19 protein-coding genes are annotated in these 23907 nt (G+C 42.2%); 7 read left to right on the forward strand and 12 right to left on the reverse strand.

Going from position 1 to position 23907, the window contains the following annotated elements:
* Positions 1–84: 84 nt before the first annotated feature.
* Together NLP_RS18875 and NLP_RS18880 are read right to left on the reverse strand one after the other, a co-directional pair.
* Positions 85–1227 carry a serine/threonine-protein kinase gene (locus NLP_RS18875; RefSeq protein WP_104907730.1) on the reverse strand — a complete coding sequence of 381 codons (1143 nt, stop codon included), beginning with the start codon at positions 1225–1227 and terminating at the stop codon, positions 85–87.
* Positions 1228–1612: 385 nt separating this feature from the next.
* Complete coding sequence (locus tag NLP_RS18880) at positions 1613–6319, reverse strand: cadherin-like domain-containing protein (protein ID WP_158680453.1); 4707 nt, start codon at positions 6317–6319, stop codon at positions 1613–1615.
* A 504-nt stretch (positions 6320–6823) separates the two neighbouring features.
* On the opposite strand from NLP_RS18880, the gene NLP_RS18885 reads away from it, so the two are divergent.
* Positions 6824–7789 (forward strand): acyltransferase family protein, encoded by a 966-nt coding sequence (locus NLP_RS18885; RefSeq protein ID WP_104907732.1) that lies wholly within the window; start codon positions 6824–6826, stop codon positions 7787–7789.
* 65 nt (positions 7790–7854) lie between these two features.
* Here NLP_RS18885 and NLP_RS33320 read toward each other — a convergent pair whose 3' ends face one another.
* Both NLP_RS33320 and cax read right to left on the reverse strand, forming a co-directional pair.
* Entirely contained in the window at positions 7855–8028 is a 174-nt protein-coding gene (locus NLP_RS33320; protein ID WP_158680455.1) for a hypothetical protein, read from the reverse strand.
* A 696-nt stretch (positions 8029–8724) separates the two neighbouring features.
* Entirely contained in the window at positions 8725–9822 is a 1098-nt protein-coding gene (gene cax, locus NLP_RS18890; protein WP_104907733.1) for a calcium/proton exchanger, read from the reverse strand.
* A gap of 577 nt (positions 9823–10399) precedes the next feature.
* Here cax and NLP_RS18895 point away from each other — a divergent pair.
* Positions 10400–13117, forward strand: coding sequence for a DUF3536 domain-containing protein (locus tag NLP_RS18895; RefSeq protein ID WP_104907734.1), 2718 nt, complete (start codon positions 10400–10402; stop codon positions 13115–13117).
* 251 nt (positions 13118–13368) lie between these two features.
* On the opposite strand, the gene NLP_RS18900 is transcribed toward NLP_RS18895, so the two are convergent.
* From NLP_RS18900 to NLP_RS33325, 6 genes are all read right to left on the reverse strand, one after another.
* Positions 13369–13614 (reverse strand): hypothetical protein, encoded by a 246-nt coding sequence (locus NLP_RS18900; RefSeq protein ID WP_104907735.1) that lies wholly within the window; start codon positions 13612–13614, stop codon positions 13369–13371.
* Between the two features lie 39 nt (positions 13615–13653).
* Positions 13654–13899 (reverse strand): HNH endonuclease, encoded by a 246-nt coding sequence (locus NLP_RS18905; RefSeq protein ID WP_104907736.1) that lies wholly within the window; start codon positions 13897–13899, stop codon positions 13654–13656.
* A 7-nt stretch (positions 13900–13906) separates the two neighbouring features.
* Positions 13907–15004 (reverse strand): Gfo/Idh/MocA family protein, encoded by a 1098-nt coding sequence (locus tag NLP_RS18910; RefSeq protein ID WP_104907737.1) that lies wholly within the window; start codon positions 15002–15004, stop codon positions 13907–13909.
* 310 nt (positions 15005–15314) lie between these two features.
* Positions 15315–15782, reverse strand: a complete 468-nt coding sequence (locus NLP_RS18915; RefSeq protein WP_104907738.1) for a DUF4870 domain-containing protein — start codon at positions 15780–15782, stop codon at positions 15315–15317.
* 298 nt (positions 15783–16080) lie between these two features.
* Positions 16081–16284 carry a hypothetical protein gene (locus NLP_RS18920; RefSeq protein WP_104907739.1) on the reverse strand — a complete coding sequence of 68 codons (204 nt, stop codon included), beginning with the start codon at positions 16282–16284 and terminating at the stop codon, positions 16081–16083.
* 240 nt (positions 16285–16524) lie between these two features.
* Positions 16525–16833, reverse strand: a complete 309-nt coding sequence (locus tag NLP_RS33325) for a hypothetical protein (RefSeq protein ID WP_158680456.1) — start codon at positions 16831–16833, stop codon at positions 16525–16527.
* A 165-nt stretch (positions 16834–16998) separates the two neighbouring features.
* Between NLP_RS33325 and NLP_RS18935 the strand changes: the two genes are divergently transcribed.
* Positions 16999–17394, forward strand: a complete 396-nt coding sequence (locus NLP_RS18935; RefSeq protein WP_104907742.1) for a hypothetical protein — start codon at positions 16999–17001, stop codon at positions 17392–17394.
* Positions 17395–17747: 353 nt separating this feature from the next.
* Entirely contained in the window at positions 17748–18497 is a 750-nt protein-coding gene (locus tag NLP_RS18940; protein ID WP_104907743.1) for a hypothetical protein, read from the forward strand.
* Positions 18498–18879: 382 nt separating this feature from the next.
* Here NLP_RS18940 and NLP_RS18945 read toward each other — a convergent pair whose 3' ends face one another.
* Both NLP_RS18945 and NLP_RS18955 read right to left on the reverse strand, forming a co-directional pair.
* Positions 18880–20154: a ribulose bisphosphate carboxylase small subunit gene (locus NLP_RS18945; protein ID WP_104907744.1), complete on the reverse strand. Its 1275-nt coding sequence runs from the start codon at positions 20152–20154 to the stop codon at positions 18880–18882.
* Between the two features lie 337 nt (positions 20155–20491).
* Positions 20492–20740, reverse strand: coding sequence for a hypothetical protein (locus tag NLP_RS18955; protein ID WP_104907745.1), 249 nt, complete (start codon positions 20738–20740; stop codon positions 20492–20494).
* A gap of 106 nt (positions 20741–20846) precedes the next feature.
* Here NLP_RS18955 and NLP_RS33330 point away from each other — a divergent pair, with 106 nt between their 5' ends.
* From NLP_RS33330 to NLP_RS18965, 3 genes are all read left to right on the forward strand, one after another.
* Positions 20847–20999 (forward strand): hypothetical protein, encoded by a 153-nt coding sequence (locus tag NLP_RS33330; protein WP_158680458.1) that lies wholly within the window; start codon positions 20847–20849, stop codon positions 20997–20999.
* Between the two features lie 131 nt (positions 21000–21130).
* Positions 21131–22447 (forward strand): FADH(2)-oxidizing methylenetetrahydrofolate--tRNA-(uracil(54)-C(5))-methyltransferase TrmFO, encoded by a 1317-nt coding sequence (gene trmFO / locus NLP_RS18960; RefSeq protein ID WP_104909931.1) that lies wholly within the window; start codon positions 21131–21133, stop codon positions 22445–22447.
* A gap of 228 nt (positions 22448–22675) precedes the next feature.
* Positions 22676–23863 (forward strand): murein hydrolase activator EnvC family protein, encoded by a 1188-nt coding sequence (locus NLP_RS18965; protein WP_104907746.1) that lies wholly within the window; start codon positions 22676–22678, stop codon positions 23861–23863.
* Positions 23864–23907 lie beyond the last annotated feature (44 nt).

The following is a 23907-nucleotide window of genomic DNA, read 5'->3' on the forward strand; positions in this document are numbered from 1 at the left end:
TCGAGCTGGTGAAGAGGAGCTATTCCGATATAAAGATTGCACAAACGAAGTCAGCCGCGTGCTGTCCTTCCCATTACCTTAATATTAAGAGTTATTATTACCAAGATATTTAGCTTTTAATTCTTCTAATTCTTCATCTATTTTGCTTTTACTAGGAGCCTGAGATGTAGGATTTGGTGGCTGTATTTTATTTGGTTGAGGTTTGCTGTTACCCATGAATTGGGTTTTCATTTCTTCTAACTCTTTCTCAAGTTGACTAGGAGATTTCGATACAAAAGCAGCTGGAGAATTTGGTGGTGATTGAGGGATCGGTTTTGGCGGTATCACTGGCGTAGCTGCTACTTTCGGCTGTTGATTTAAGTCTTTGAGAACTTCCTCTACTGTTTGATAACGCCGAATTGGAATACTTTCTAGCATCTTGTTGAGAATGCGGCTCAACTCATTACTGACGGGAGTTTGCAAGTATTGCTGCCATACCCAAGTATCGTTGTTGGTATCATAAGAATCGAAGGGCGATCGCACTGTTAATAAATTAATACAAGTCGCACCTAAACTATAAATATCGCTGGCAAAAATAGCCCTACCTCTCATTTGTTCAGGGGCAACATATTCTGGACTACCAATGCTGGTACCAGTTTTATTTAAGGCAGCGCCAGTGGCAGATTTAGCAGCACCAAAATCTACTAATACTAGTTTGCGTTCGGCATCGCTCTCACGAATAATATTTTCTGGCTTAATATCGCGGTGAATCACGTGTTTGGCGTGACAAAATTGCAAAACTGACAATAAATCGTTTAATAGTTGCCAGATTTGTGTTTCACTAAAAGCACCTCTATGTGCCAATTCCTGGGCTAAGTTTTGCCCGTCGATAAATTCTTGTACAAGATACTGCCGATTTTCTTGAGTAAAATATGCCAGGAGTTCGGGAATTTGGGGATGTTTGCCCAATTCATCTAACTGCACTGCTTCTTGGTTAAATAACTCTATGGCTTTGGCAAGCGTGTTAGTGCCTTGGGATTGGGGATAAAATTGCTTAATTACGCAGCGTGGTTTTGAGGGTTTATCCTCATCCACAGCTAAGAAGGTTTTGCCAAAACCACCTTGTCCGATTGGTTTGATAGCACGGTAACGTTCTTTGAGGAGTAACTTAGTACCGCAAGTCCGGCAAAACTTGACATCATCAGGATTTTCAGGCTTGGGACAATGGGGATTAAGGCAGTAGCTCATATAGGCGATCGCTCTTATATGTCTTTATTTTCTCCTGTCCCAAGCAAAAGGGTGTAATCAATAGATTTTGGATTTTAAATTTTGGATTTGTGTCACGCAGAAGGGGTGAAAGCGGGTGAAGCAACGATTAACTAAAAGAATCTAAAAATATGAATCATAGTACACTATCCCACTTTTATCATTCTCCGAAAACAAAAATCAAATGGAAAGTGCAAGGGTTTTGAGATAGAGATTATAGCCTTGCACTTTTTTGGGAGAAAAAAGCTTCAACCCCTTATCTGGACTAGATTACACTTTTATTCAGCAAGCCCTACTTAATTCTGATTACTGAATCGGTGTTCTAGGGGGTAAAAGCACAATATCAGGTTCGCTGTCGCCGTTGAAGTCAAACCCTACCTACAATTTTCCAGTTTTGATCAACTCGCTGGGTAATCAAGTTGTTGCTTTGCACAGAGAAGCCATTCATTCCCCAGATGGTATTCTCTTCGCTTGCCTCGTTGCGCCAGAGGATATCAGATTTGCCGTCGCCGTTGAAGTCGGCTGTAAGTGCAATCTGCCAGTTTTGATCAGCCACTTGGGTAATCAAGTTGTTGCTTTGCACAGAGAAGCCATTCAGCCCCCAGATGGTATTCTCTCCGCTTGCCTTGTTGCGCCAGAGGATATCAGATTTGCCGTCGCCGTTGAAGTCGGCTGTACCTGCAATCTGCCAGTTTTGATCAGCCACTTGGGTAATCAAGTTGTTGCTTTGCACGGAGAAGCCATTCAGCCCCCAGATGGTATTCTCTCCGCTTGCCTTGTTGCGCCAGAGGATATCAGATTTGCCGTCGCCGTTGAAGTCAGCTGTACCTGCAATCTGCCAGTTTTGATCAGCCACTTGGGTAATCAAGTTGTTGCTTTGCACAGAGAAGCCATTCATTTCCCAAATGGTATTCTCTCCGCTTACCTTGTTGCGCCAGAGGATATCAGATTTGCCGTCGCCGTTGAAGTCAGCTGTACCTGCAATCTGCCAGTTTTGATCAGCCACTTGGGTAATCAAGTTGTTGCTTTGCAAGGAGAAGCCATTCAGCCCCCAGATGGTATTCTCTCCGCTTACCTTGTTGCGCCAGAGGATATCAAATTTGCCGTCGCCGTTGAAGTCGGCTGTACCTACAATCTGCCAGTTTTGATCAGCCACTTGGGTAATCAAGTTGTTGCTTTGCAAGGAGAAGCCATTCATCTCCCAGATGGTATTCTCTCCGCTTGCCTTGTTGCGCCACAGTATATTGGGCAAACTCTGGATCTGGGTCACACTGGTGCTGCTACCGCTACTTAACAAGCCATCACTGACACTGAGGCTATAGCTGGGTGCTGTTTTACCGCCACCGTGGACAAAGCGAACTGCTCCAGAGTTGATCTGTGCTTGGGTGAAGCTGGTAATCGCAACACCCGCATTCGCTACCAACTCAAACTGTCCACCGCTGATACCGCTGGCAGTGTAGGTAAGTTGAGCTGGGGTGTTATCCGGGTCGGTGGCGTTGATATTACTGCTGGAGAGAACCACACTGCCACCTTCACTGATGTTCAACGAGTTGGTGCTGATAGTCGGGGCATCGTTGACGTTGGTGAAGGTACCGATTGCCACTGTGCTGCTAGGGCTGCTCAACGACCCATCACTAACACTGAGGCTATAGCTGGGTGCGGTTTCACTACCATTTTGGACAAAGCGAACTGCTCCAGAGTTGATCTGTGCTTGGGTGAAGCTGGTAATCGCAACACCCGCATTCGCTACCAACTCAAACTGTCCACCGCTGATACCGCTGGCAGTGTAGGTAAGTTGAGCTGGGGTGTTATCCGGGTCGGTGGCGTTGATATTACTGCTGGAGAGTACCACACTCCCACCTTCGCTGATGTTCAACGAGTTGGTGCTGATAGTCGGGGCATCGTTGACGTTGGTGAAGGTGCCGATCACCACTGTGCTACTAGGGCTGCTCAATGACCCATCACTGACACTAAGGCTATAGCTGGGTGTGGTTTCACTACCATTGTGGACAAAGCGAACTGCTCCAGAGTTTATCTGTGCTTGGGTGAAGCTGGTAATCGCAACACCTGCATTCGCTACCAACTCAAACTGTCCACCGCTAATACCGGTGGCAGTGTAGGTGAGTTGAGCGGGAGTGTTATCCGGGTCGGTGGCGTTGATATTGCTGCTGGAGAGAACTACACTGCCACCTTCGCTGAGGCTCAGGGTGTTGGTGCTAACGGTCGGTGCATCGTTGACGTTGGTGAAGGTGCCGATTGCCACTGTGCTGTTAGGGCTACTCAATGACCCATCACTGACACTGAGGCTATAGCTGGGTGCGGTTTCATCGCCACCGTGGATAAAGCGAACTGCTCCAGAGTTTATCTGTGCTTGGGTGAAGCTGGTAATGGCAACACCCGCATTCGCTACCAACTCAAACTGTCCACCGCTAATACTGCTGGCAGTGTAGGTGAGTTGAGCTGGGGTGTTATCCGGGTCGGTGGCGTTGATATTGCTGCTGGAGAGTACCACACTCCCACCTTCGCTGATGTTCAACGAGTTGGTGCTGATAGTCGGGGCATCGTTGACGTTGGTGAAGGTGCCGATCACCACTGTGCTACTAGGGCTGCTCAATGACCCATCACTGACACTAAGGCTATAGCTGGGTGTGGTTTCACTACCATTGTGGACAAAGCGAACTGCTCCAGAGTTTATCTGTGCTTGGGTGAAGCTGGTAATCGCAACACCTGCATTCGCTACCAACTCAAACTGTCCACCGCTAATACCGGTGGCAGTGTAGGTGAGTTGAGCGGGAGTGTTATCCGGGTCGGTGGCGTTGATATTGCTGCTGGAGAGAACTACACTGCCACCTTCGCTGAGGCTCAGGGTGTTGGTGCTAACGGTCGGTGCATCGTTGACGTTGGTGAAGGTGCCGATTGCCACTGTGCTGCTAGGGCTACTCAATGACCCATCACTGACACTGAGGCTATAGCTGGGTGCGGTTTCATCGCCACCGTGGATAAAGCGAACTGCTCCAGAGTTTATCTGTGCTTGGGTGAAGCTGGTAATGGCAACACCCGCATTCGCTACCAACTCAAACTGTCCACCGCTAATACTGCTGGCAGTGTAGGTGAGTTGAGCGGGAGTGTTATCGGGGTCGGTGGCGTTGATATTGCTGCTGGAGAGTACCACACTGCCACCTTCGCTGAGGCTTAACGAGTTGGTGCTGATAGTAGGTGCCTCGTTAACTGGGTTGACGGTGATGTTAACAGTATCGGCATCAGAGAAATCGCCATCACTGGTTTCAATTTGGATACTAGCAGCGCCGACAAAGCTTGCTGTCGGGTTGAAAACCAGATTGTTGAGAGCAGTATTGATGTCAGTTTTAGTACCACTGAAGGTCATTGTGCTGTCGGTAGTACCGTCTCCAGAAGCGAAGCTCAACCCAGTGACACCGCTTAGGCTCGTAGTGCCATTGGTTGCCGTCAGTGTAACCGTTAGATTAGTACTATCAGGGTCAGCAACACTAATGGCATTGCTTCCACCGAAAGTTATGGGTGTACCTGCGTTAATACTCTGAGCACCCGGTACGGTATTGATAGGTGCATTTGCCGCAGCATCGAGAATACTGGTGGATAGTCCAGAGTAAAACTGAAAGGTCTTCGATGCCCCCGCAGCCAACGTACCCACATCAAACCAGAGCGTGATGCTACTATCTGAGGTTACTGTTTTTCCCTTATCTCCTACCGTGAGTGAATTGATAGCTACGTTACCGAGTGAGCCGCCAACGGATGCCCGTGCCGATGGATCAAATGAAATGAAGTAAGAAGGTCGTGCACCACGGGTGGCAAAAGAAGCGTCGGTATTGGGAACCTCGGCAGAAATGAGAACTCTCTTGTCAGATGCAATTGTGTTAACGATTGTGTTGGTGGTCGGGTAACCTCCTCCACCGTCTACAGCATTGTCCGGGTCATAGGCTCTAGCGTAACGGAGGTTGTCAAGGGCTGTTGCTGAGTTGTTTGTAATGGTGACGTTTGTTTTCCAGTAGTCTTGCGTGTAGTCAAAGGAATAGGTCTGGACGACAGAAACATTTTGAGCAGTGTTGGAGGTAACTTTTGCGGCAAGTGTGTCGCCTGAGGAGGTATCGGCAGTTGTAGTTGAAGTGATATCGGTTGATCCCCCGCCAGCGTTTTGCAGTCCGTAAGTTGTACCACTCTGCTGATAGCCGATTGACCAACCCTCATAGGGAGTGCCCGGTAAGAATACGTCGTAGGAAAATGTGTTCCCGGTTTGATAGCCATCTGGGTCAATACTGAGTCCAATGTTAGACCGGGCTGAAGTACCAAAGAAATTAGCTGGTTTGGAGGCAGCGGTTCCAAAGAAACCTGCATTACCACGAACACCTAATTCAATGAATTGACCCCCCAAGAAAACATCTCCACCAGATACAATATGGCGGGCACCTAGAGTATATGCCAGCGTTCCTTGATAGCTGTTTAGAACATCAGCACTGAAAATTGGAGAGCTTTCAATTGTTCCTGTTGCAACTTCCAAATTCCAGTCGCCGCCTAGAGAACTGTTACCTGTCAGGTCATCGGAGGCAGCAACATCGGCTCCAGTAACCTGACTGATGTTTTGGACAAACGTCTGACCGAGTTGGCCTTCGGCAACGTTACAGCCATAGAACAAAATATCTGCATCGTTGGTCAGTGCTTTGCTCCAGGTCTTTAACTGGGCTGCGTACTGAGGCAGATCGATCGAGTTAAGGGCGCTGCTGCCAAAATCCACTCCCCCAGCTTCCCCGTGAGAAACGATATGCAAACTGGCGATGTTTTGCCGCCCTAGCAGGGTATTAGTAATCTGGGTAACACCATCCTGCCCCGGGTCAAGTACATGGATCTCTGTGCCCGGAGTTACACCTGCCAGCAACTGCTGATAGTCTGTCACCGATTTATCGACAAACAAGAGAGATTGGTTGGATCGTCCCAGTCCTGTTAAAGAAGTTGTCAAACTGCCTTCGTCCAAGACAGGCGCAAGGCTGTTTTTAGATAGCACATCAGTAGATGTACCCAACTGGGAAAGCTCAAAAGACATTATGTTTATCTCCAACAAGAAAGCAGAAGACAACATCATAACCACATAATACACAGATGATATCAGTGTATGACAAAAATAATATTACCTCCATATAGCAGTGATTACGCTTAAAGTAATTATACTTTAAGTTGTATTAATATACATGTATAAAATTGATTTTATACGGAATATATGGAGTAAGAATAATGATGTGTATTAAGATTATGTGTAGGCGTAGCCAGACTTAATACAGTAATAAAGTTCGGTTAAAGCAAAAACCAGATAAACTGAGGGTTATTACTCAAGTACACTGAGCTTGAATGCAACTACAAGAATTTTCACTGATATCACCTGTAGTTGAATCAGGTAAGGTACTCAAAGCCTTAGAAACAACTATCCCAAAAGAGGCAATTAAAGAAGCGATGCCTTTGGGAAGCCGCTTCGCATCTATGCAGATACACACAGTAATAAAGAACGGAAACGAGCTTTACCTTCATATTTTCTCAAATAAAAGGAATAACAATGGGAATCTATCGTTTTTTGTTATCAATCTTTGTTGCCATAAGTCATGCAGGAGTGCTTATAAACGGCTTAAACCCCGGAGTGATAGCTGTAATATCATTCTTGATTATAAGTGGATATGTAATGACAGCCTTGATATATAAAAATTATTTTGAGCCTAAAAAAATAGCTTGGTTCTATCTTGATAGGATTTTTAGAATCTATCCGCAGTATTTATTTAACATAATAACAGTTTTAATTATTTATTATAATTTTGGATTAAACTCACATTATCTCAGTCAACCTTCACAAATTGGATTATTACAAAACCTTTTGATAATACCTATGGGATTTTATATGATTCCTTGGGTAGGAGAGAAATTTATGATTATTCCTCCAGCATGGTCGCTAGGTCTTGAAGGATGTTTTTATATATTAATTCCATTTATATTAATATATAAGTTAGAAAAGATTTTTTTTGGGTTATCCTATATAATTTTCTTGATGGCTTATTTGGGAATTATTCATACAGATTATTTTGGTTATAGATTAATATTTGGAACAATATTTATCTTTATTTGCGGTAGCTTTTTATATAAAAATAATAATATTAATACAAATCAGCCAGTTAAATTTACATTAACTTTTTCTTGCTTATTATTAGCAGCAACTTTTTTAGATTCCCGTTTGATATTAGCTTTTAATAGAGAAGTTTTAACAGGATTAATATTAGGAATTATGTCTATACATCTGTTAATAAAAATTAAAAGAACATATTTAGATGATTTTTTTGGTAATCTCTCTTACGGATTATTTTTATCTCATTATTTAGTTATTTTTGAGTTTGAGCAATTAGAGATACACTGGAATTTTAAGTGGATATTGGTAATGCTATTAACTTCTATATTTATTTCAGGAATAGGTTTTTTTTGTTTTGAGAAGCCAGTAATTGCTTTACGTAAAAAAATTAGAAAACAATACAATTAAAGGATGTTGATAGACGGAAAAATTCTTTTGATTAGACCTATCTAGTAAAAGACAATTTTTTATTACTAATCAGGTTCACTCTCATCAGTTGATGCTGATTGGGATTGTACAGGATTATTAGAGTCAGTGGCAGTATCTTCTTGCTTGACAACACGCAAAATAGCTGGCTGAGTTGGCGCAGCTTCTTCTTGTGATGGTGAAGGTGAAGTATTCGTCTTCTGGGATTTACGTTTAGGCATAATAAATTCTTGGCAGCAATGCACTCTGGAACGTTGATTAAATCAGTGATGAACAATAAATAACTACACTTTCTCTATTAAATTAGCTCTCAGTAAGCTCAGTAGGATCTGATGCTGTGTTGGTTGATATATCTGAAGTTGATGATTGCTCATTAGCCTGTGATTTAATGCACTCCCCTGCTTGGTATATGATGAATTACTGAGGTTGTTAATGCTTATTACCATACGTTTTCAGTAATTTAAAGAACTGACCTGTATGGAAAATATGCAAAATACAACTACTCAGCAACAGTAAAAATACTGATTATCGAGCTAGTATGACAGGCGGGAATAAAAGAGCAAAATCCACCTCATCCCCCTTGCAGAAAAGCTTTACCAATAAGCATTAGCTTTACAAAGACAACTACAATTTACAGAAGCGATCGCCCAATATCCACAATATGCTCCCGTTTAGTATCAGTTGGGGGTAATTATGGACAATCAAGGACAAACTAACCAAACTGTTCTGGCTTACAAACAGGAATTGACAATTAACCATAAATATGCTATGGGACATAATATTTAGGTATTATCCAAGTAGCTGAGAACAATTTAGAAAAAGCGATCGCTCGTTTTAAATCTGCAATTCTCAGCAATCCTAAAATCTAAAATCATCAAGTGTGATGTCTACAATGGGCTACGCCTATGCACTGCTAGTTACCTCATACCTTCCATAACTGGGTGGAAGTAGAAGGCGAACCCCAATACTGTATAAGCAGCTAATAACAAAGTGCCTTCCAGCCAATTGGATTTACCATCAGAACTAATACTGTTGGCAATCAACACTGACACAACCACAGCGACTAATTCAAAGGGTTTGAAATCCAAATCCATAGGTTGCCCCACTACCCGCCCTGCTATCACCAACACGGGTGCAACAAATAGGGCAATCTGCATACTCGATCCCACAGCTACCGACAGGGAAAGATCCATTTTATCTTTCATCGCCACGGTGACTGCTGTGGCGTGTTCAGCCGCGTTACCGACGATGGGAACCAAAATTACCCCTGTAAACAGCGCCGTCAAACCTAGCTGAGATGTAGCCACTTCCAGAGAATCGACCAACATTTCTGATTCAATTGCCACTAGCAAGGTACATACTAGCAGCACGCCAACCCATAAAGCCATATTTGGTTTACCATGAGATATTTCCTCAACTTCTGCTTCTGCCTCCGCTACACCCACATCATAAAGATAGGAGTGAGTTTTCATCGAAAATAGCAGCGTTAGAGCATAAACCAAGATTAATACTACAGCAACAGCAATAGAAAGATTTTGCAGTGTTTGTTCGTTAATTCCTTCAGAGGTATAGTTCATCGCCGTTGGCATCAAAATGGCAATCACTGCCAAATTCATCGAAGCAGCATTCACCCGCGCCACAATTGGCTGAAATGTCTGTTCTTTGTAGCGCAGTCCTCCCAAAAGCATGGAAAAACCCATCACCAGTAGTAAGTTGCTAATAATCGATCCTGTGATACTAGCTTTGACTACATCTATTAACCCAGCGTTCAGCGCTACTAAGGCGATAATTAGTTCTGTAGCATTGCCAAAAGTGGCGTTTAACAAGCCCCCCAGCGATGGCCCAACTACGACAGCAATTTCTTCTGTGGCTGTACCCATCCAAGCTGCTAAGGGCAGAATTGCTAATCCAGCTGTAATGAAAACTGTCAATTCTCCCCATTCCAGAAAGTGAGCTGCTACAGAAACTGGGATAAACAGTAGTAAAGCGAAAAGAATAATGTTTTTGGTTGACATTTGTTGTTTTGGGTTGAGGGTATCATTCACAGCGAGCAATCCTAAATTTTAAATTTGGAGTGTTGAATCAACAATCACTTTCACTCAGCACTCCGACATGATACTCTCAACCGCTTGTACAGCAATTCAGAAATTTTACTGTTTTCAGTTCACTACTGTGTATGTGAAATTAGATTGCGATATAATGAGTTATTGTAATCTTTTGTTGCAAAACTATGAATTTGAGCCAAAATATTACACCAAAAATGGGGTTTAATATATTAAAAGACAATTAAATTTTGATTGGCGCCCAAGAAGAGAAAACCCCTAATCTGAGGCCTTGTTCAATGGCTAATTACTTTGAGCCTTCAGGGAAAGGGCTATTTTGCAAAGTTCCTTTAAGTCGGCAGAGCCGCCCAACGGACTTTGCGCTGTGCGATAACGCAGATTTCCCACTACAATAAAACAGCTTTGTCAAAATTTTGATTGGATTCCATAGTTGTTGTTTATACCGGATTTTGTGTGAAACCTATTGGAGAAAGGTTTACGCACAATATTTTCGCTGCAACTGCAAGTTTTTTGTTTTGGATAAATATACATGACTTCTGCTGACCAAATGCCAGCTAACTCTGGCTCAACGTTAACATTACATTCAGATCCCAATAACACCAAAGAAACCGATCCCCTGAGAAAGGCCAATGGTGTTTATGTGACGGTGCATGGTCATTTTTACCAGCCACCAAGGGAAAACCCTTATCTGGACGCAATTGAACGCCAACCGAGCGCTGCGCCTTTCCATGACTGGAATGAGCGGATTCATTGGGAATGCTATCGCCCGAATGCCTTTGCCAGAGTCTTAAATGACCAAGGTGAAGTGGTGAAAATCGTTAATAATTATGAGTATTTCAGTTTTAATATTGGGCCGACGCTGATGTCGTGGCTAGAACGCTACGATGTGGAGGTTTATCAGCGAATTTTAGAGGCGGATACGAAGAGTAGCCAACGCTTGCATGGTCACGGCAATGCGATCGCGCAAGTATACAATCACATCATCATGCCTCTGGCGAATGAACGCGACAAATATACCCAAATTCGCTGGGGTAAACAAGACTTCCGCTCCCGCTTTGGACGCGATCCCGAAGGGATGTGGTTAGCAGAAACTGCTGTAGACTACGCCACCCTAGAAGCTCTTGTTGCTGAGGGTATTCGCTTCATTGTCCTTGCACCGTCTCAAGCGCTGCGTTGCCGTCCCCTCCCGACTCCAGATCGTCCCCATCCTGAATGGATCGAAGTCGGTGGTAGTCAGATTGATTCCACCCGTCCCTATCGTTGTTATTTGCAGCCCACCCTCTTACCTTCATCTTCACCTCTAAGTGCGATCGCCACTAGCCCCAAGGATGGTAGTACAGAAGAATTACCCTACATTGATATCTTCTTTTACGATGGGCCGATATCGCGGGATATGGGTTTTAGTGATGTCGTTTATAATTCCAGTCACTTTGCTGGACGTATCGGTTCGGCGGTGCGTGGGGATCATCGTCTGGCACAATTAATCTCGGTGGCGACGGATGGGGAAACCTTTGGACACCACAAAAAGGGAACTGAAAAAACTTTAGCTTACGCCTTTACCAAAGAGTTTCCTCAACAAGGTTGGACGGTGACGAATTTCGCCCACTACCTGAGCTTAAATTCTCCCAGTTGGGAAGTGGAATTAAAGTCAGTCACAGCCTGGAGTTGCGCCCACGGTGTCGGTAGATGGGAGGATGACTGTGGTTGTGGCGGGGAAGGTGGTGTTTGGCATCAGAAATGGCGTCGTCCACTGCGGGATGCCCTAAATTGGCTGCGGGATCAGCTAACTGAAGTGTATGCAGAACATGGTAGACAGTTATTTCGCGATCCCTGGCTAGCACGAGATGAATATATCCAAGTATTGCGCGATCGCTCTGCTAGCAATGTCAACCGTTTCCTTTCGCGTCATCAAACCCACAAACTAACCGCAGCCGAACAAGTAGACGCTTTGCGCTTGTTAGAAATGCAGCGTCACGCGTTGTTAATGTTCACTAGTTGCGGCTGGTTTTTTGAAGAAATTTCTCGTCCAGAGGGGACACAAATTCTGCGCTATGCAGCCCGTGCTTTGGAATTGGCAGGGGAAGTGGCAGGTGTGCAGTTGGAAAAAGGCTTCGTCAAACGTCTTGGTTTAGCCCCCAGTAATGTGGATGACTTCAAACACGGTGCGGAAATTTATCGGCAACTCGTGTTAACTGCCCAACTTGGCTTTAAGCAAGTTACAGCCCATTACGCCATTACTTCCCTTTTTACCAATCAGAAATCAGCAGAGACACACAATTCTTTGCCTAGAAAAGATGCTGCTGACAAACAGTCTCAGCGTTACCATAAACGGGTTTATTGTTACGCTGCCAATGAGCTAGATTACCAACTGCAACGGATGGGATCGCTAACTCTGGCTGTGGGAAATTTAAAGCTAGTATCAGAGATTACTTGGGAAAGTGAGCATTTGGTATTTGCAGTTCTGCATTTGGGAGGCTGGGATTTCCACTGCTGCATTCAACAATTTACTGGGCGACGTAACTACAGCCAAATCAAAGAAAAGCTGTTTGGCGCACTGCAACAAGCTAGTGCGGCTCATACTATTTTGGTGATGACACAGCTATTTGGAGAAGAAGCTTTCAGCTTGCAAAATCTATTTGCTGAAGAACGCCACCGGATTATGCGGCTGCTGAGTCAGGAAACACTGGCACGTTTAGGACAGTTGTATACTCAAGCCTACCGTGATAATTATGGGGTGCTGATGGCGTTTCATCGCGATGAAATAGCAGTACCGCAAGAATTGCAGGTTGCAGCCGATATTGCTTTAGGGCATCGCTGTCTGATGACATTGCGATGGCTTGAGCAAGATATCGCTGATCCCCAAAAGAGTTGGAATCATATATTAGAATTGGAGGCGATCGCTACTGAAGCAAAACATCTGCGTTGTCGGCTGAATATTCCCGATGGGAAGCAGATGTTAGAACAGTTAATTGCGCGATCGCTTTGGCAATTGTTGCACGATGCCAATGGTAGCTTTAATGCAGATATCCAACTATTGGAACGATTGATTGATGTCGGGGATCAACTAAATATTGATATTTCCCTACAGCGATCGCAAGAATTGTATTTTAGTTGTCTACATAGTCAGATAGCGCCAGTGTGTATCACTAGCCTTGGTAATGAAGGAGATAATCAATGTCTTCAGTTGCTCAAGTTGGGTAAAAAATTAGCCGTTGATGTTAGCTCGATCTCAAATCAGTTGGGATAGATGTAAGGACTCACAGAGGTACATTAGTATCAACTTAAGTCAAAACCTCGTTCCCAGCTAAAGACTGGGAACGAGGTCAAGTTTTGGATAAAAATTTCACACAGCAGAGAAGGAGATAATTATCCCCTTTTCTTTTTACAGTGAATTTAAAGTTAGTGAAGTACACAACGATTCGTCTCAAATCCAGGTAATGCAGCCTGTTTTATTTCAGAATTTTAACTCCTGAATTCTGAATTATGCTGTAATTTCCTTTACTTAACGTGAGAGCGATCGCAATGGTAGGGATAAAGCCACTCACACTTGAAGAGTCCACGGGTATGTTTTTCAAAAAATGTTCCCGCATGGCGTCCAGGTGATATGTCGATCCCAGCTTTGGTTTTAATTTCATATAGCCAGGGAAAGGCTACTACTAAAATAACTATGACAGTGAATAAATAAAAAACTGTAGTTTTAATATTGAGAAATCTTAGGGAATTGCTATTTTTATTTTGAGGCATAGAAATGAGAGAGAAACTAATAGCTCATACCATCGTAACCTAAAGCTGAAAATATCGCCGAAAACGCAGATCGATATTATCTGTTTTCTGCTGATTACAGGTAAAACAGAGAGTTTGGAGATTACTGATATCATTTTGACCTCCACGAGCCAGGGGAATGATATGGTCGATGCTGAGGTTAGTTTCTACATTAGTTTTACCGCAGCTTCGGCATTGATATTGGTCGCGTTGAAAAACATATTTTTTGACTTCCGGCGGGATACGAATGCGGGGAGTTTTGCTCATTTGTTTTCTAGTTATTAAGAAATCCTTCTAAACTGGGTACGTCTACCCAACTTGATTTTTGATGCGATTCATGAGATAAATCCATCAACAACTGAGAATAAATTCCTTCGCGTAGTGATGGTGTAATTTCCTGATTGCGGTCAATTCCTTGCACCCATTGGTCTACTACACGGATAAATGCTGAAATACGCCCATCAGCATAATTTTGGGGAAAAATTAACCGACTCGGTATTTCTATTTCTGTTAGAGGTTTACCTGGTTGGGAACCCCAAACACGAAAACCATGTATATAATCTTTTTGATTTTCACTGCCCACTATTAATGTACCCCGATCGCCATACACTTCTACCCAATGAGTTCTTGCTGCATGAACAACCGCACTGATAGAAAGTTGACAAGGTGTACCATTGGCTAATTCTAGGGTTAATATACAGTTGTCATCTGTATTCACTGCTTTAGATTCCCCACTAATAGGGTCAACTCGTGTAGGAATAGCAGTACTCAGATAGGCGTTTAATCTACGCACTGGTCCGAACAACCAGTGAATATAATCGAAGGCGTGAGAACCCAAAGATCCCAATGCACCGCCTCCTTTCTCTTTGTCAGAATACCAATTCCAAGGGCGTGAAGTATCAGCACGAGAAGACCCTAACCAATCAATTTTAATTAGGCGCAACTCACCCACATAGTTCTCTGATAATAATTCTGCAAACAATTGCCATGCTGGTACAAAGCGAAATTCAAAATCTACAGTCGCAATCACACTTTTTGCTTTAGCTAACTGATAAAGTTCTTTGGCTTCAAATACATTTAAAGTTGTCGGTTTTTCTAGTAATAAATGTTTTCCAGCTTGCAGTACAGTTTTGGCCATTTCATAGTGTAAAAATGGCGGTGTCGAAATGCTGACGGCTTGCACTTCTGGTAATGCCACAATATCGGTAAGTGAGTCGGAAGCGTGACGAATATTATGGGATTCTGCTATAGCTTTGGCTTTATTTATATCTCGGTGATAAACAGCAACTACCTCAGTGCGAGGATGTGCTTGTAATCCGGGTATGTGGACTTTTTGACCAAATCCAGTGCCTGCGATCGCAACTCCAATCATATAATTTTTATTTCCATATTTATGCAACTTATTCTTTGTTTAATCTTCTTTTATACAATATATCTAATATGTATTTACATCAGATTTTTTAGACAATATTTTCCTCATACTTCGCGGTTGCTATTGACTTTATAATATTTAGCGATCGCTCTTTCGAATCTAGTATACTATCAGATATAGCAGCCCTAAATCATTTGTCAAATATTTTTTAGGTGTCATTAGTCCTTTGTAATCAAAAATGACAAATGACTAATGACCAAAAACAACCATAACAGAACCTTTCACAATCTCATTTAGGATTGCTATAATCTTATCGTAAAACTCTAATTTGACAGGGGTAACGATAATACTCACCATTGTAAGCTTTAATAGCGGCAAAAGTCACTACAAAAGATTGTAGTACCAATTTGAATAAAATCAATGACATAAGTATACTTAATAATTTATTAAAAGTGTTTCTTATTTCATTAATTGAACCATTAGTAGTCACTGCCAAACTAACGCTAGTTAATACTATAAATAAAGATATTGTTATAACAATAAAAGTGTAAAAAGTTAAAGACATTTGAAAATTTAATGATTCCTTACCTTGGAAATTGATCCAGGGATATTGAGATTTTTTAAAGCGCCAAATTATAAGCGGAGGTAAAATATTTAAAGGTAAATATAAAGGAATGCCAAGAAATACCAAAAATAACAATAATATCCATCCTACCAAGGCTGAGAAATGACACAACATCACCCATATACACATTTTTTGTTTAGGTTTTTCTTTCATGGCTTTTTATATTTAGGTGGATTTACAATATAATTCTCCCTTGTAATTATCTATAAAAAAGCCAAACAAGAGTTTAAAATTTGAGTATTTCTCGGTCAGAATTTACGAGAAGAGGTTCTATTTATCAGACTATGCTTTCTCCTAGCAGTAGCACAATTTCTACATCAAGTTGTTTTACGGCAGTTATAGCTATATCTTCGTTATATCATGTTTGCTTGATTACTTATTAAACCCGAATCACCCCGCCAAAGCTACGCTTTGGGGATGATCTGCGATCGCCAGTTGATACCGTGTCCGCTTAAAAACCGATCGTTAAGATTGCAGAGATGCAGATAGCAGACGTTTTTGGGCTTTCTGCTTCCCTCTTTTGGCATAAAGTTTGGCAGATAGCACTGCTAAAGATGGCGTTGGCGTAGCTTTTTAAGGTAAAGCCTTTGAGAATTTCATCAACTTGGGCGATCGCAATCTGAAAACAGTCTGAAATTTGGCGTTGCTGAATCAAGGGATGATTCTTGTAAGGTGGGCGTCTCGCCCGCCCTGAAATACAAGGTTATTTGCATCAACATTAGACCTCTTGCAAAAGTCCCTAACAGCCCACCCCCAACCCCTCCCCAAGGCATCCAGAAGGCAAGGTGGTTTCATACAAGCAGAGAAAAACTAAAACTTTCAAAGCCTCTCCCCCACGGGGGGAGAGGAATGGAAGTGAGGGAAAAAGCCATGCCAAAAAACGATAAATCAAGACTTATGTATTTTTCTTTTTTCGTATGAAACCACCTTGCCCCAAGGCATGGGGGAGGGGAGCGTTTGCTTTACTCAAATACGGGGTGGGGTTCTTTATTTTTGATTTATGCAAGAGGTCGATTGCAATATTCCTGATCAATATTGCAATATTCCTCATCAACATTGCAACGTTTTTCATCAATATTAAAATGTTCTTCATCAACATTGCAATATTTTTCATCAATATTAAAATGTTCTTCATCAACATTGCAATATTCCTTATCAACGTTGAAATATTCCTCATTAAGATTGCAACGTTTTTGATCAACATTAAAGCAATTGCAAAGAAAAACAGGTAAAAACGGAAAATCAAGAGAAATTACTCAGATTAGTTTGGATTTTTTTAACAAATATAATTATTCCCTAATTTTACTGAACCAAAAAATAGCTTTCGTAAGGCAAAGTAGCTTTAGAAACCTCTCTAAGGAGTATATTGATGTCTCGTAAAAAACGTACATCCCGTGTTCTCGAAAAAGCTGAGTTGAGATCCGCTGGACTAAAAGCAATTGATTCAAATATGAGTTTTGGTGATGATTGCGATTTGCAAAACTTGAATCAAGCAATTGAGCAGCTAAGAACTATGCTTGATGCTTATAACACTGCTTTAACTGTAATTGATTCTTCCAAAACTAAAATTGATGCGATGGAAAAAACCCTAAGTAATCTTACAGACAAGATGGTAAGAGGGGTTGCTTTTAAATATGGCAAAGATAGCAGCGAATATGAAATGGCGGGTGGGGTTCGCGATAGCGAACGGATTCGCAAAAGCAGATTGAGCCGCCTGAAAGCTGCTGCTGGAGAAACATCAGATGAAAATCTTAAAACTACCTAATACAGCCCAGATAAAAGCATAAGATACCGCGAAAGCAATCTTCTTACAACGTATGTAGGGAACGAACAAAGGCTACTTTGCTGATTAAAATTATTTTCTTAAATACTGCAATTGTTTATGGTAAAGCATAACCTATTGCAATTTTTTATATTTACTTACACTCTTTGATAAACAATAATTATATACAGCTAGTATCATGCATATTAGATCAGGGATTTTGTAGTCCTGTCTAATATTTTGCAATACTGAGAGTCTTGCTGCATAGTATTTTCAACCATTTGGCTTGTCTAAATACTAATTAGAGTTTATAGTGATACGGTGTTTTCCGTTCCTTGTCTCGGCAGATTCATAACATGATTTATTCTGGCAAATTACAAAAGTATTTTGCGGGCATTTCTTTGTCTGTAATTTTAGTAGGTGATTTAGTTCTCACACAAAAAACTGCTCCAGTTTTAGCCGAAACCATAAATACATCGATCGGTGAAGCTGTGACATTCAGTTGCAATGATAGTGAAGCGACAATCAAAGCTAAAAAGGGCCCCAAAGTAGTTAATGGAACAGCAAGAATTTACGTTGGTTATCAGCAACTCTCAAATAACAAAAACCCTGTAACTATCCGCTTCAATAATGGGATAAAAGCATGGTGTCGTAATGATTACGAGACAACAAATGACGATGGTACAGGTTACGGATTGTATTGGAATGGAAGTGATGTCTTATATGGCATTTACTCTTCCACAGGCACTCAGGCAGGTAATGATTTTCGCCGCTTTGCCAGTGGTCGGTGGTTGCCTAGCTATGGTAGTGGAGGCGGGCCAAAAGCCGCAGTTATAGCCCGGATTAATCCAGCTAATGGCCAGGTTAATTATGCCACATTTTTATCTTCCAAAAAGTCAGATAATGGACAAACTAACTCTTTACTTGTCAATCATCTATCATGGAATGGCGCAAATTTGACTGTGAAAGCAACGTCATGGTGGACTCCCCGTAACACCTATACAAATTCCATGAATTGCTCTGGTTCATCACCTTATCAATACACAGCCGCATTTACAGGCGATTTAAGAAAGATGACCTCAGTTTCAGCCAGGACTTGTAGGTAAAAGAGAAAAATTCAGCTACCAAATTGAGGAAACATATTGTTTCCAGTTGTTTAAGAATTAACAACAACCCTGGCGAATCGAATTTGCAACCTTAAATCCCCAACTTTTTGGGGAAGTTGGTTTTCTTGTTGTTCGCAAATGATTTAAAATTGGCTTTGTAGAGACGGCGATTCATTGCGTCTCTTGCCTTAACCGAACAGTATTGGGATTGCTATAGCTAAAACATCATCTCTTTAGCAGCTAATTACCCAGAAATGATATGAGCTAATAGAAAATAAAGCTTTTTTAAACCCGCCCGCGCGGGTTTTGTCTGTGTAGACGCAGTTTCTAACCGTCGATTTAACTTCCGATTCCTAACTCCCGGATTCTGCTGTATCTGCCCCTAATTGTTTCCATTTGGACGCTGAATAATTGTCTCCACCACCCGCCGCTTGGCTTGAGGATCGATACCTACTAAGCGCACATACTCACCGCTATATTCTGTCAAAGTTGACTCCAAATTTGAGATGGCGTCAGATTCGGCATCAATGTGGCTATGAACACAAGTTTGCCAAGAACCTGTGCGGAAGCGGCGCTCATCTACGTGTTCAATACTAATTTTGTAACCTTGAGATAATAATTCCCTAATTTGAGCTTGTGTATCTAGAGTCAAATGTGGACTGGATGCTTCCTGTTTTTGGAATCCATTAGTTTTTGCTTCTTGAGTTGCACCCTTGCTTGACGGTTGACTAATTGGTTTCACAGGAGCAGGTGGTGCTGATTGAGAATTTCTACCTCGATTGAGTCGATTGTAATCATCAACTAAATGGGAATTTTGCACCCGTTTTTGTTCGCCAACCAGGAAGTTACCAGACTCGATTAAGTGAGACAGCCTGAAATCTGGCTTTTGAAATTCTGGTGGCCCTTTAGCGCTGTTAACCACACTCAAGGATATCTGCTCAAAACCTACTTTATGGATGTAGTTGCGGATTTGTTCGTCATAAATGCGCGATCGCAAAGCGCTAAAAAAGTCAATGGACTGATTGACAAAAGTATCAACTAGCTGTTCAATTTCCTTCTGTGATAGTCCATCCTGTTCAAAAATCCCCTTGACAATTCCCACTTTGTCATCTCTATCTGGTTCCCAGTAGAATTTCTCCATCCGTCCATCCCGAATTAACGGTGCATAGAGGGTAGAAAAATCATTACCTGTGACAATAATCGGCACGCGATGTAAAGGTGTGGAATCATAGCTTCCTGGCAACTGCACATCTGTGGGATTATCAGCAATATTCATCAGTGTGGCATTCACCAACTGGGTGTTTACAGTATATTGAGTCCCTTCATCAAAGCGTCCAGCACCGGCATCTAAATCGTTAATCATCAGTACACACATTTTGCCGCGTACTTTGATCAGTTCTGCTGTTTCCCGATAGCGCAACCGAATCAACCGCGCTGGATCTCCAGCATCTGGACTTTCCAATTCGCCGCCAGATATGTTAGTCACTTCGATACCCATTTTCTCGAAGACTAATTGACATTGAAATGTTTTGCCTTCTCCTTTGCGTCCATGAATACCCAATATCACGGGAACTTGCACGCCAGGAAGCTTCAGGAAATTTTTAGTGATGTGGACAGCAAGTTTGTCCAAAAAGCGGGGAGCGATGTAGTAACCCATGAGTTTATATGATGAAAAATTAACACTTCTAAGGTTAATGTTAAGTTTTTTTGGGGATAGCGATCGCTTTTCTTTTAGACAAGCTTGTATTTGTTCATTTGTCGGGTTGATTGTCTGTTGTCAAAGTTGAACACGCTCCCAAGCATGGACTCGTAAAAACTGCTGTTATTTGGTAGTGCCAAAGATTTGATTACAATATCAAATGACTTTGATAAGACATTAGAATAATTCCCAGATTACTGAGATTAGCCTATTTTTTAGAATATAGTGTGTTTGAAAACACGTCCTAATATTGCATATTGCTACAATTAATGGAAATTGTTTATATCTACTACGTCTAATTACCTGAAACTTCTTTAAAAGCAGACAACATATCTTCTGTTAATATATTTGGGTTGTTAGGATCGTTAGGCAATTTAATACCGCGATTTTCAAGAGCGACCATAATCTTAGTGCTTAATACTGAATCAGGAGGAGTTTCGCCACCACATACACTTTTTAATTCCTCATCATCTGTTACTTCCTCAATAAACATAACTGGAGCTTGATTTAAATCGACGTTATCTTTGATTTTGTTTGTAGTCATAAATCACATCCCAATTAACCCATTGTTAATTAATCACTGAATACATACTTAATGTATCACCTCGAAAAATGAGAAATCAAGGGTTTATACAAAATATCCTAGTTTGATGACTAATTTTGCTACTTTTTTGATTGATGCAATTAGGCAAGGGCTGAGGACGCGATCGCACTTGCTGGCAGTGTGCCAGTTGGAAAATGTTAAGCCCACCGTTGATGGTGGCTTTTCGCGTTACAGCAAAATTGATTGTAAAAAACCTTGAGAGTTTAGTCTCAAGGTTACAATTGGCCCAATACTTTATTTGCACTTGTTGTGGTTTAACATGACTTTTTATTTAATTTTACTTCTGTAATGCTGATGGATACTTATAATATGGGGATTAAAAATTTAACTATGGAAATACAACCGATACAAGTAATTGGAGGTGGACTAGCTGGGACAGAAGCAGCTTGGCAAATAGCGCAAGCTGGAGTGCCAGTAATTCTGCATGAAATGCGTCCAAAGCGATTTAGTCCTGCTCATCACACAGAACATTTAGCAGAATTAGTGTGTAGTAATTCCTTTGGAGCAATGGCAAGCGATCGCGCGGCGGGATTATTGCACGAAGAGTTACGCCAACTAGGTTCTATCGTCATCTCAAAAGCTGATGAACACGCCGTTCCGGCTGGTGGGGCATTAGCCGTAGACAGGGGAAAATTTGGCCAAGATTTAACCGAAACTTTAGCGAGTCATCCTTTAGTTGAATTCCGCCGGGGTGAAGTGTCTGCAATTCCCGAAGGGATTGTGGTTTTGGCAACCGGGCCTTTAACCAGTCCCGATTTGGCAGAAGATTTGCGCCGCTTTACAGGGATGGAATACCTCAGCTTTTTTGATGCAGCTAGTCCGATTATCGTGGGAGAATCGATTAATCGTGACATTGCTTTTATGGCATCACGTTATGACAAAGGTGAAGCCGCTTATCTCAACTGCCCAATGAATAAAGAGCAGTACTTGCACTTTCAAGAAGAACTCTGTAAAGCTGAACAAACAGAACTCAAGGGTTTTGAACGGGAAACGGCAAAGTTTTTTGAAGCTTGTTTACCCATAGAAGAACTAGCACAGCGCGGAGAAGATACCATGCGCTACGGCCCCCTGAAGCCAGTGGGATTGTCAGATACTCGCACAGGGGAACGCCCTTATGCTGTGGTGCAGTTACGACAAGAAGATAAAGCTGGTCAACTGTGGAATATGGTAGGATTTCAAACTAATCTGCGTTGGGGCGAGCAAAAGCGAATCTTTCAGTTAATTCCCAGTTTGGAAAAGGCGGAGTTTGTCAGGCTGGGAGTGATGCACCGCAACACTTTTATTAATGCTCCTCAGTTAATGCATCCTACCTTGCAATTTAAAGAGCGTCCAACATTGTTAGCCGCTGGACAATTGATTGGTACTGAAGGTTACACTGCTGCGGCTGCGGGTGGTTGCTTGGCGGGAATTAATGCAGCGCGATTAGCCTTGGGTAAAGAAGCTTTGGTTTTACCACCAACAACAATGATCGGTGCGTTATTAGAATTTATTAGTTCCGCTTCCCCCAAGCATTTCCAACCAATGCCGCCCAACTTTGGGATTTTTCCCGATTTAGGAATGAAAATCAAAAGTAAACCAGAGCGTTATGGACGTTACCGCGATCGCTCTTTAGCTGATTTGGCAAGCTGGAAAGCTAATCATAATTAATAGTCATTAGTCATTAGTCATTGGTCATTGGTTATTAATTCTTCTCCCTCACTCCCTCATCTTCCCCTGCTTCCTCTGCCAGCCTAAATTCATTCTCCTGTTGTGCAACGCCGAATCCTTGTGTTACAACTTGGCAGACCAATTTAATAATGTGTTGGTGTGGGTGAATTAGATTTTGGGAATAATCCTCATAGTGTTTGAAAGTATCCTTTTGATTAGGTTCGCACTATGAGAGGGCGATTTCTAGAAAAAAAGCAGATTTATTGCTGTTTATCTATTGCATTTTGCTGTATTTTGTGGATTTGTTTGGGATTAATTCCAGCCCACGCAACGTCTACAGGGTCTATTGATACTCTGCGACAACAGCAGCAACAAATGAACCAGCAGCGTCAGGGTGTGGTTAACGATCGCGATCGCTTAAATAATCTCCAACAAGAGGCCCAAAAACACCTCACTGGTTTAAAGCAAAATCTGCAAACTACAGATAGCTATCTTCTAGAGAGCGAATCACGATTACAACTCGCTACCCAACGCCTCCAGCAGTTAGAAGCTGATTTAGATGTCGCAGAACGTTCATATCAGGAGCGGCAAATAGCAACAGTAGCACGATTGCGTTACCTCCAGCGATCGCCTGCTTTTGCTGGATGGGCGGTTTTGCTTGAAAGTGAAAATATCAGCGACTTTTTCAGCCGTCGTCATCAGTTGAAGTTAGTGTTTCAGGCAGACCAGAAAATTTTGCTAAAACTCAACACCCAAGCAAACTCCATCGATAAACAAAAAACGGAAGTAGAACAGCAAAAAAACGAAATTGGCTTAATTCGCGAGCAACTGTTGGCACAAAAAGCTGATTATCAAACCCAGACGCAATCACAATCAGAATTGATTCAACGCCTGAATAGCGATCGCTTGGCCTTAGAAGCAGCGCAAAATCAGCTAGAAAGAGAATCGAAAAATCTGGAAGTCTTGATTCAACAAAAGGTAGCAGAAGCCCAAGCAAAAACCAACAGCCGAACAAGTATCATCATTCGGGGAACTGGTGTAATGGCATATCCTAGCGATGCTGCTACTAGCAGTCCCTTCGGCTGGCGGATACACCCTATTCTTGGCTATCGTCGCTTTCATGCCGGGTTGGATTTTGCCGCCAGCTATGGCAGTAAAATTCGGGCAGCCGATTCAGGAACAGTAATTTTTGCTGGGTGGTATGGTGGTTATGGCAGAGCGGTAATTATCGATCACGGTAATGGCATGACTACACTCTACGGTCATACCAGCGAGTTGTATGTTTCTGAGGGACAAGCAGTTGAACGCGGACAAGCGATCGCTGCTGTCGGTTCCACAGGTTTCTCAACTGGCCCCCATCTCCACTTTGAAGTTCGTCGGAATGGTACACCCGTAGACCCAGCTAATTATCTTTAAAGCTGCGAATTTTATCACAGACGTGCTATAATATTGAAGATTAA

Origin of the sequence: Nostoc sp. 'Lobaria pulmonaria (5183) cyanobiont' (genome assembly GCF_002949795.1) — a bacterium.
Taxonomy (GTDB): Bacteria; Cyanobacteriota; Cyanobacteriia; order Cyanobacteriales; family Nostocaceae; genus Nostoc.

Excerpts from the sequence above, each read along its gene's own strand:
- NLP_RS18875 (WP_104907730.1), bottom strand. The coding sequence starts at position 1,227 with ATGAGCTACTGCCTTAATCCCCATTGTCCCAAGCCTGAAAATCCTGAT.
- NLP_RS18880 (WP_158680453.1), bottom strand. The coding sequence starts at position 6,319 with ATGTCTTTTGAGCTTTCCCAGTTGGGTACATCTACTGATGTGCTATCT.
- NLP_RS18885 (WP_104907732.1), top strand. The coding sequence starts at position 6,824 with ATGGGAATCTATCGTTTTTTGTTATCAATCTTTGTTGCCATAAGTCAT.
- NLP_RS33320 (WP_158680455.1), bottom strand. The coding sequence starts at position 8,028 with ATGCCTAAACGTAAATCCCAGAAGACGAATACTTCACCTTCACCATCA.
- cax (WP_104907733.1), bottom strand. The coding sequence starts at position 9,822 with ATGTCAACCAAAAACATTATTCTTTTCGCTTTACTACTGTTTATCCCA.
- NLP_RS18895 (WP_104907734.1), top strand. The coding sequence starts at position 10,400 with ATGACTTCTGCTGACCAAATGCCAGCTAACTCTGGCTCAACGTTAACA.
- NLP_RS18900 (WP_104907735.1), bottom strand. The coding sequence starts at position 13,614 with ATGCCTCAAAATAAAAATAGCAATTCCCTAAGATTTCTCAATATTAAA.
- NLP_RS18905 (WP_104907736.1), bottom strand. The coding sequence starts at position 13,899 with ATGAGCAAAACTCCCCGCATTCGTATCCCGCCGGAAGTCAAAAAATAT.
- NLP_RS18910 (WP_104907737.1), bottom strand. The coding sequence starts at position 15,004 with ATGATTGGAGTTGCGATCGCAGGCACTGGATTTGGTCAAAAAGTCCAC.
- NLP_RS18915 (WP_104907738.1), bottom strand. The coding sequence starts at position 15,782 with ATGAAAGAAAAACCTAAACAAAAAATGTGTATATGGGTGATGTTGTGT.
- NLP_RS33325 (WP_158680456.1), bottom strand. The coding sequence starts at position 16,833 with ATGTTGATCAAAAACGTTGCAATCTTAATGAGGAATATTTCAACGTTG.
- NLP_RS18935 (WP_104907742.1), top strand. The coding sequence starts at position 16,999 with ATGTCTCGTAAAAAACGTACATCCCGTGTTCTCGAAAAAGCTGAGTTG.
- NLP_RS18940 (WP_104907743.1), top strand. The coding sequence starts at position 17,748 with ATGATTTATTCTGGCAAATTACAAAAGTATTTTGCGGGCATTTCTTTG.
- NLP_RS18945 (WP_104907744.1), bottom strand. The coding sequence starts at position 20,154 with ATGGGTTACTACATCGCTCCCCGCTTTTTGGACAAACTTGCTGTCCAC.
- NLP_RS18955 (WP_104907745.1), bottom strand. The coding sequence starts at position 20,740 with ATGACTACAAACAAAATCAAAGATAACGTCGATTTAAATCAAGCTCCA.
- NLP_RS33330 (WP_158680458.1), top strand. The coding sequence starts at position 20,847 with ATGACTAATTTTGCTACTTTTTTGATTGATGCAATTAGGCAAGGGCTG.
- trmFO (WP_104909931.1), top strand. The coding sequence starts at position 21,131 with ATGGAAATACAACCGATACAAGTAATTGGAGGTGGACTAGCTGGGACA.
- NLP_RS18965 (WP_104907746.1), top strand. The coding sequence starts at position 22,676 with ATGAGAGGGCGATTTCTAGAAAAAAAGCAGATTTATTGCTGTTTATCT.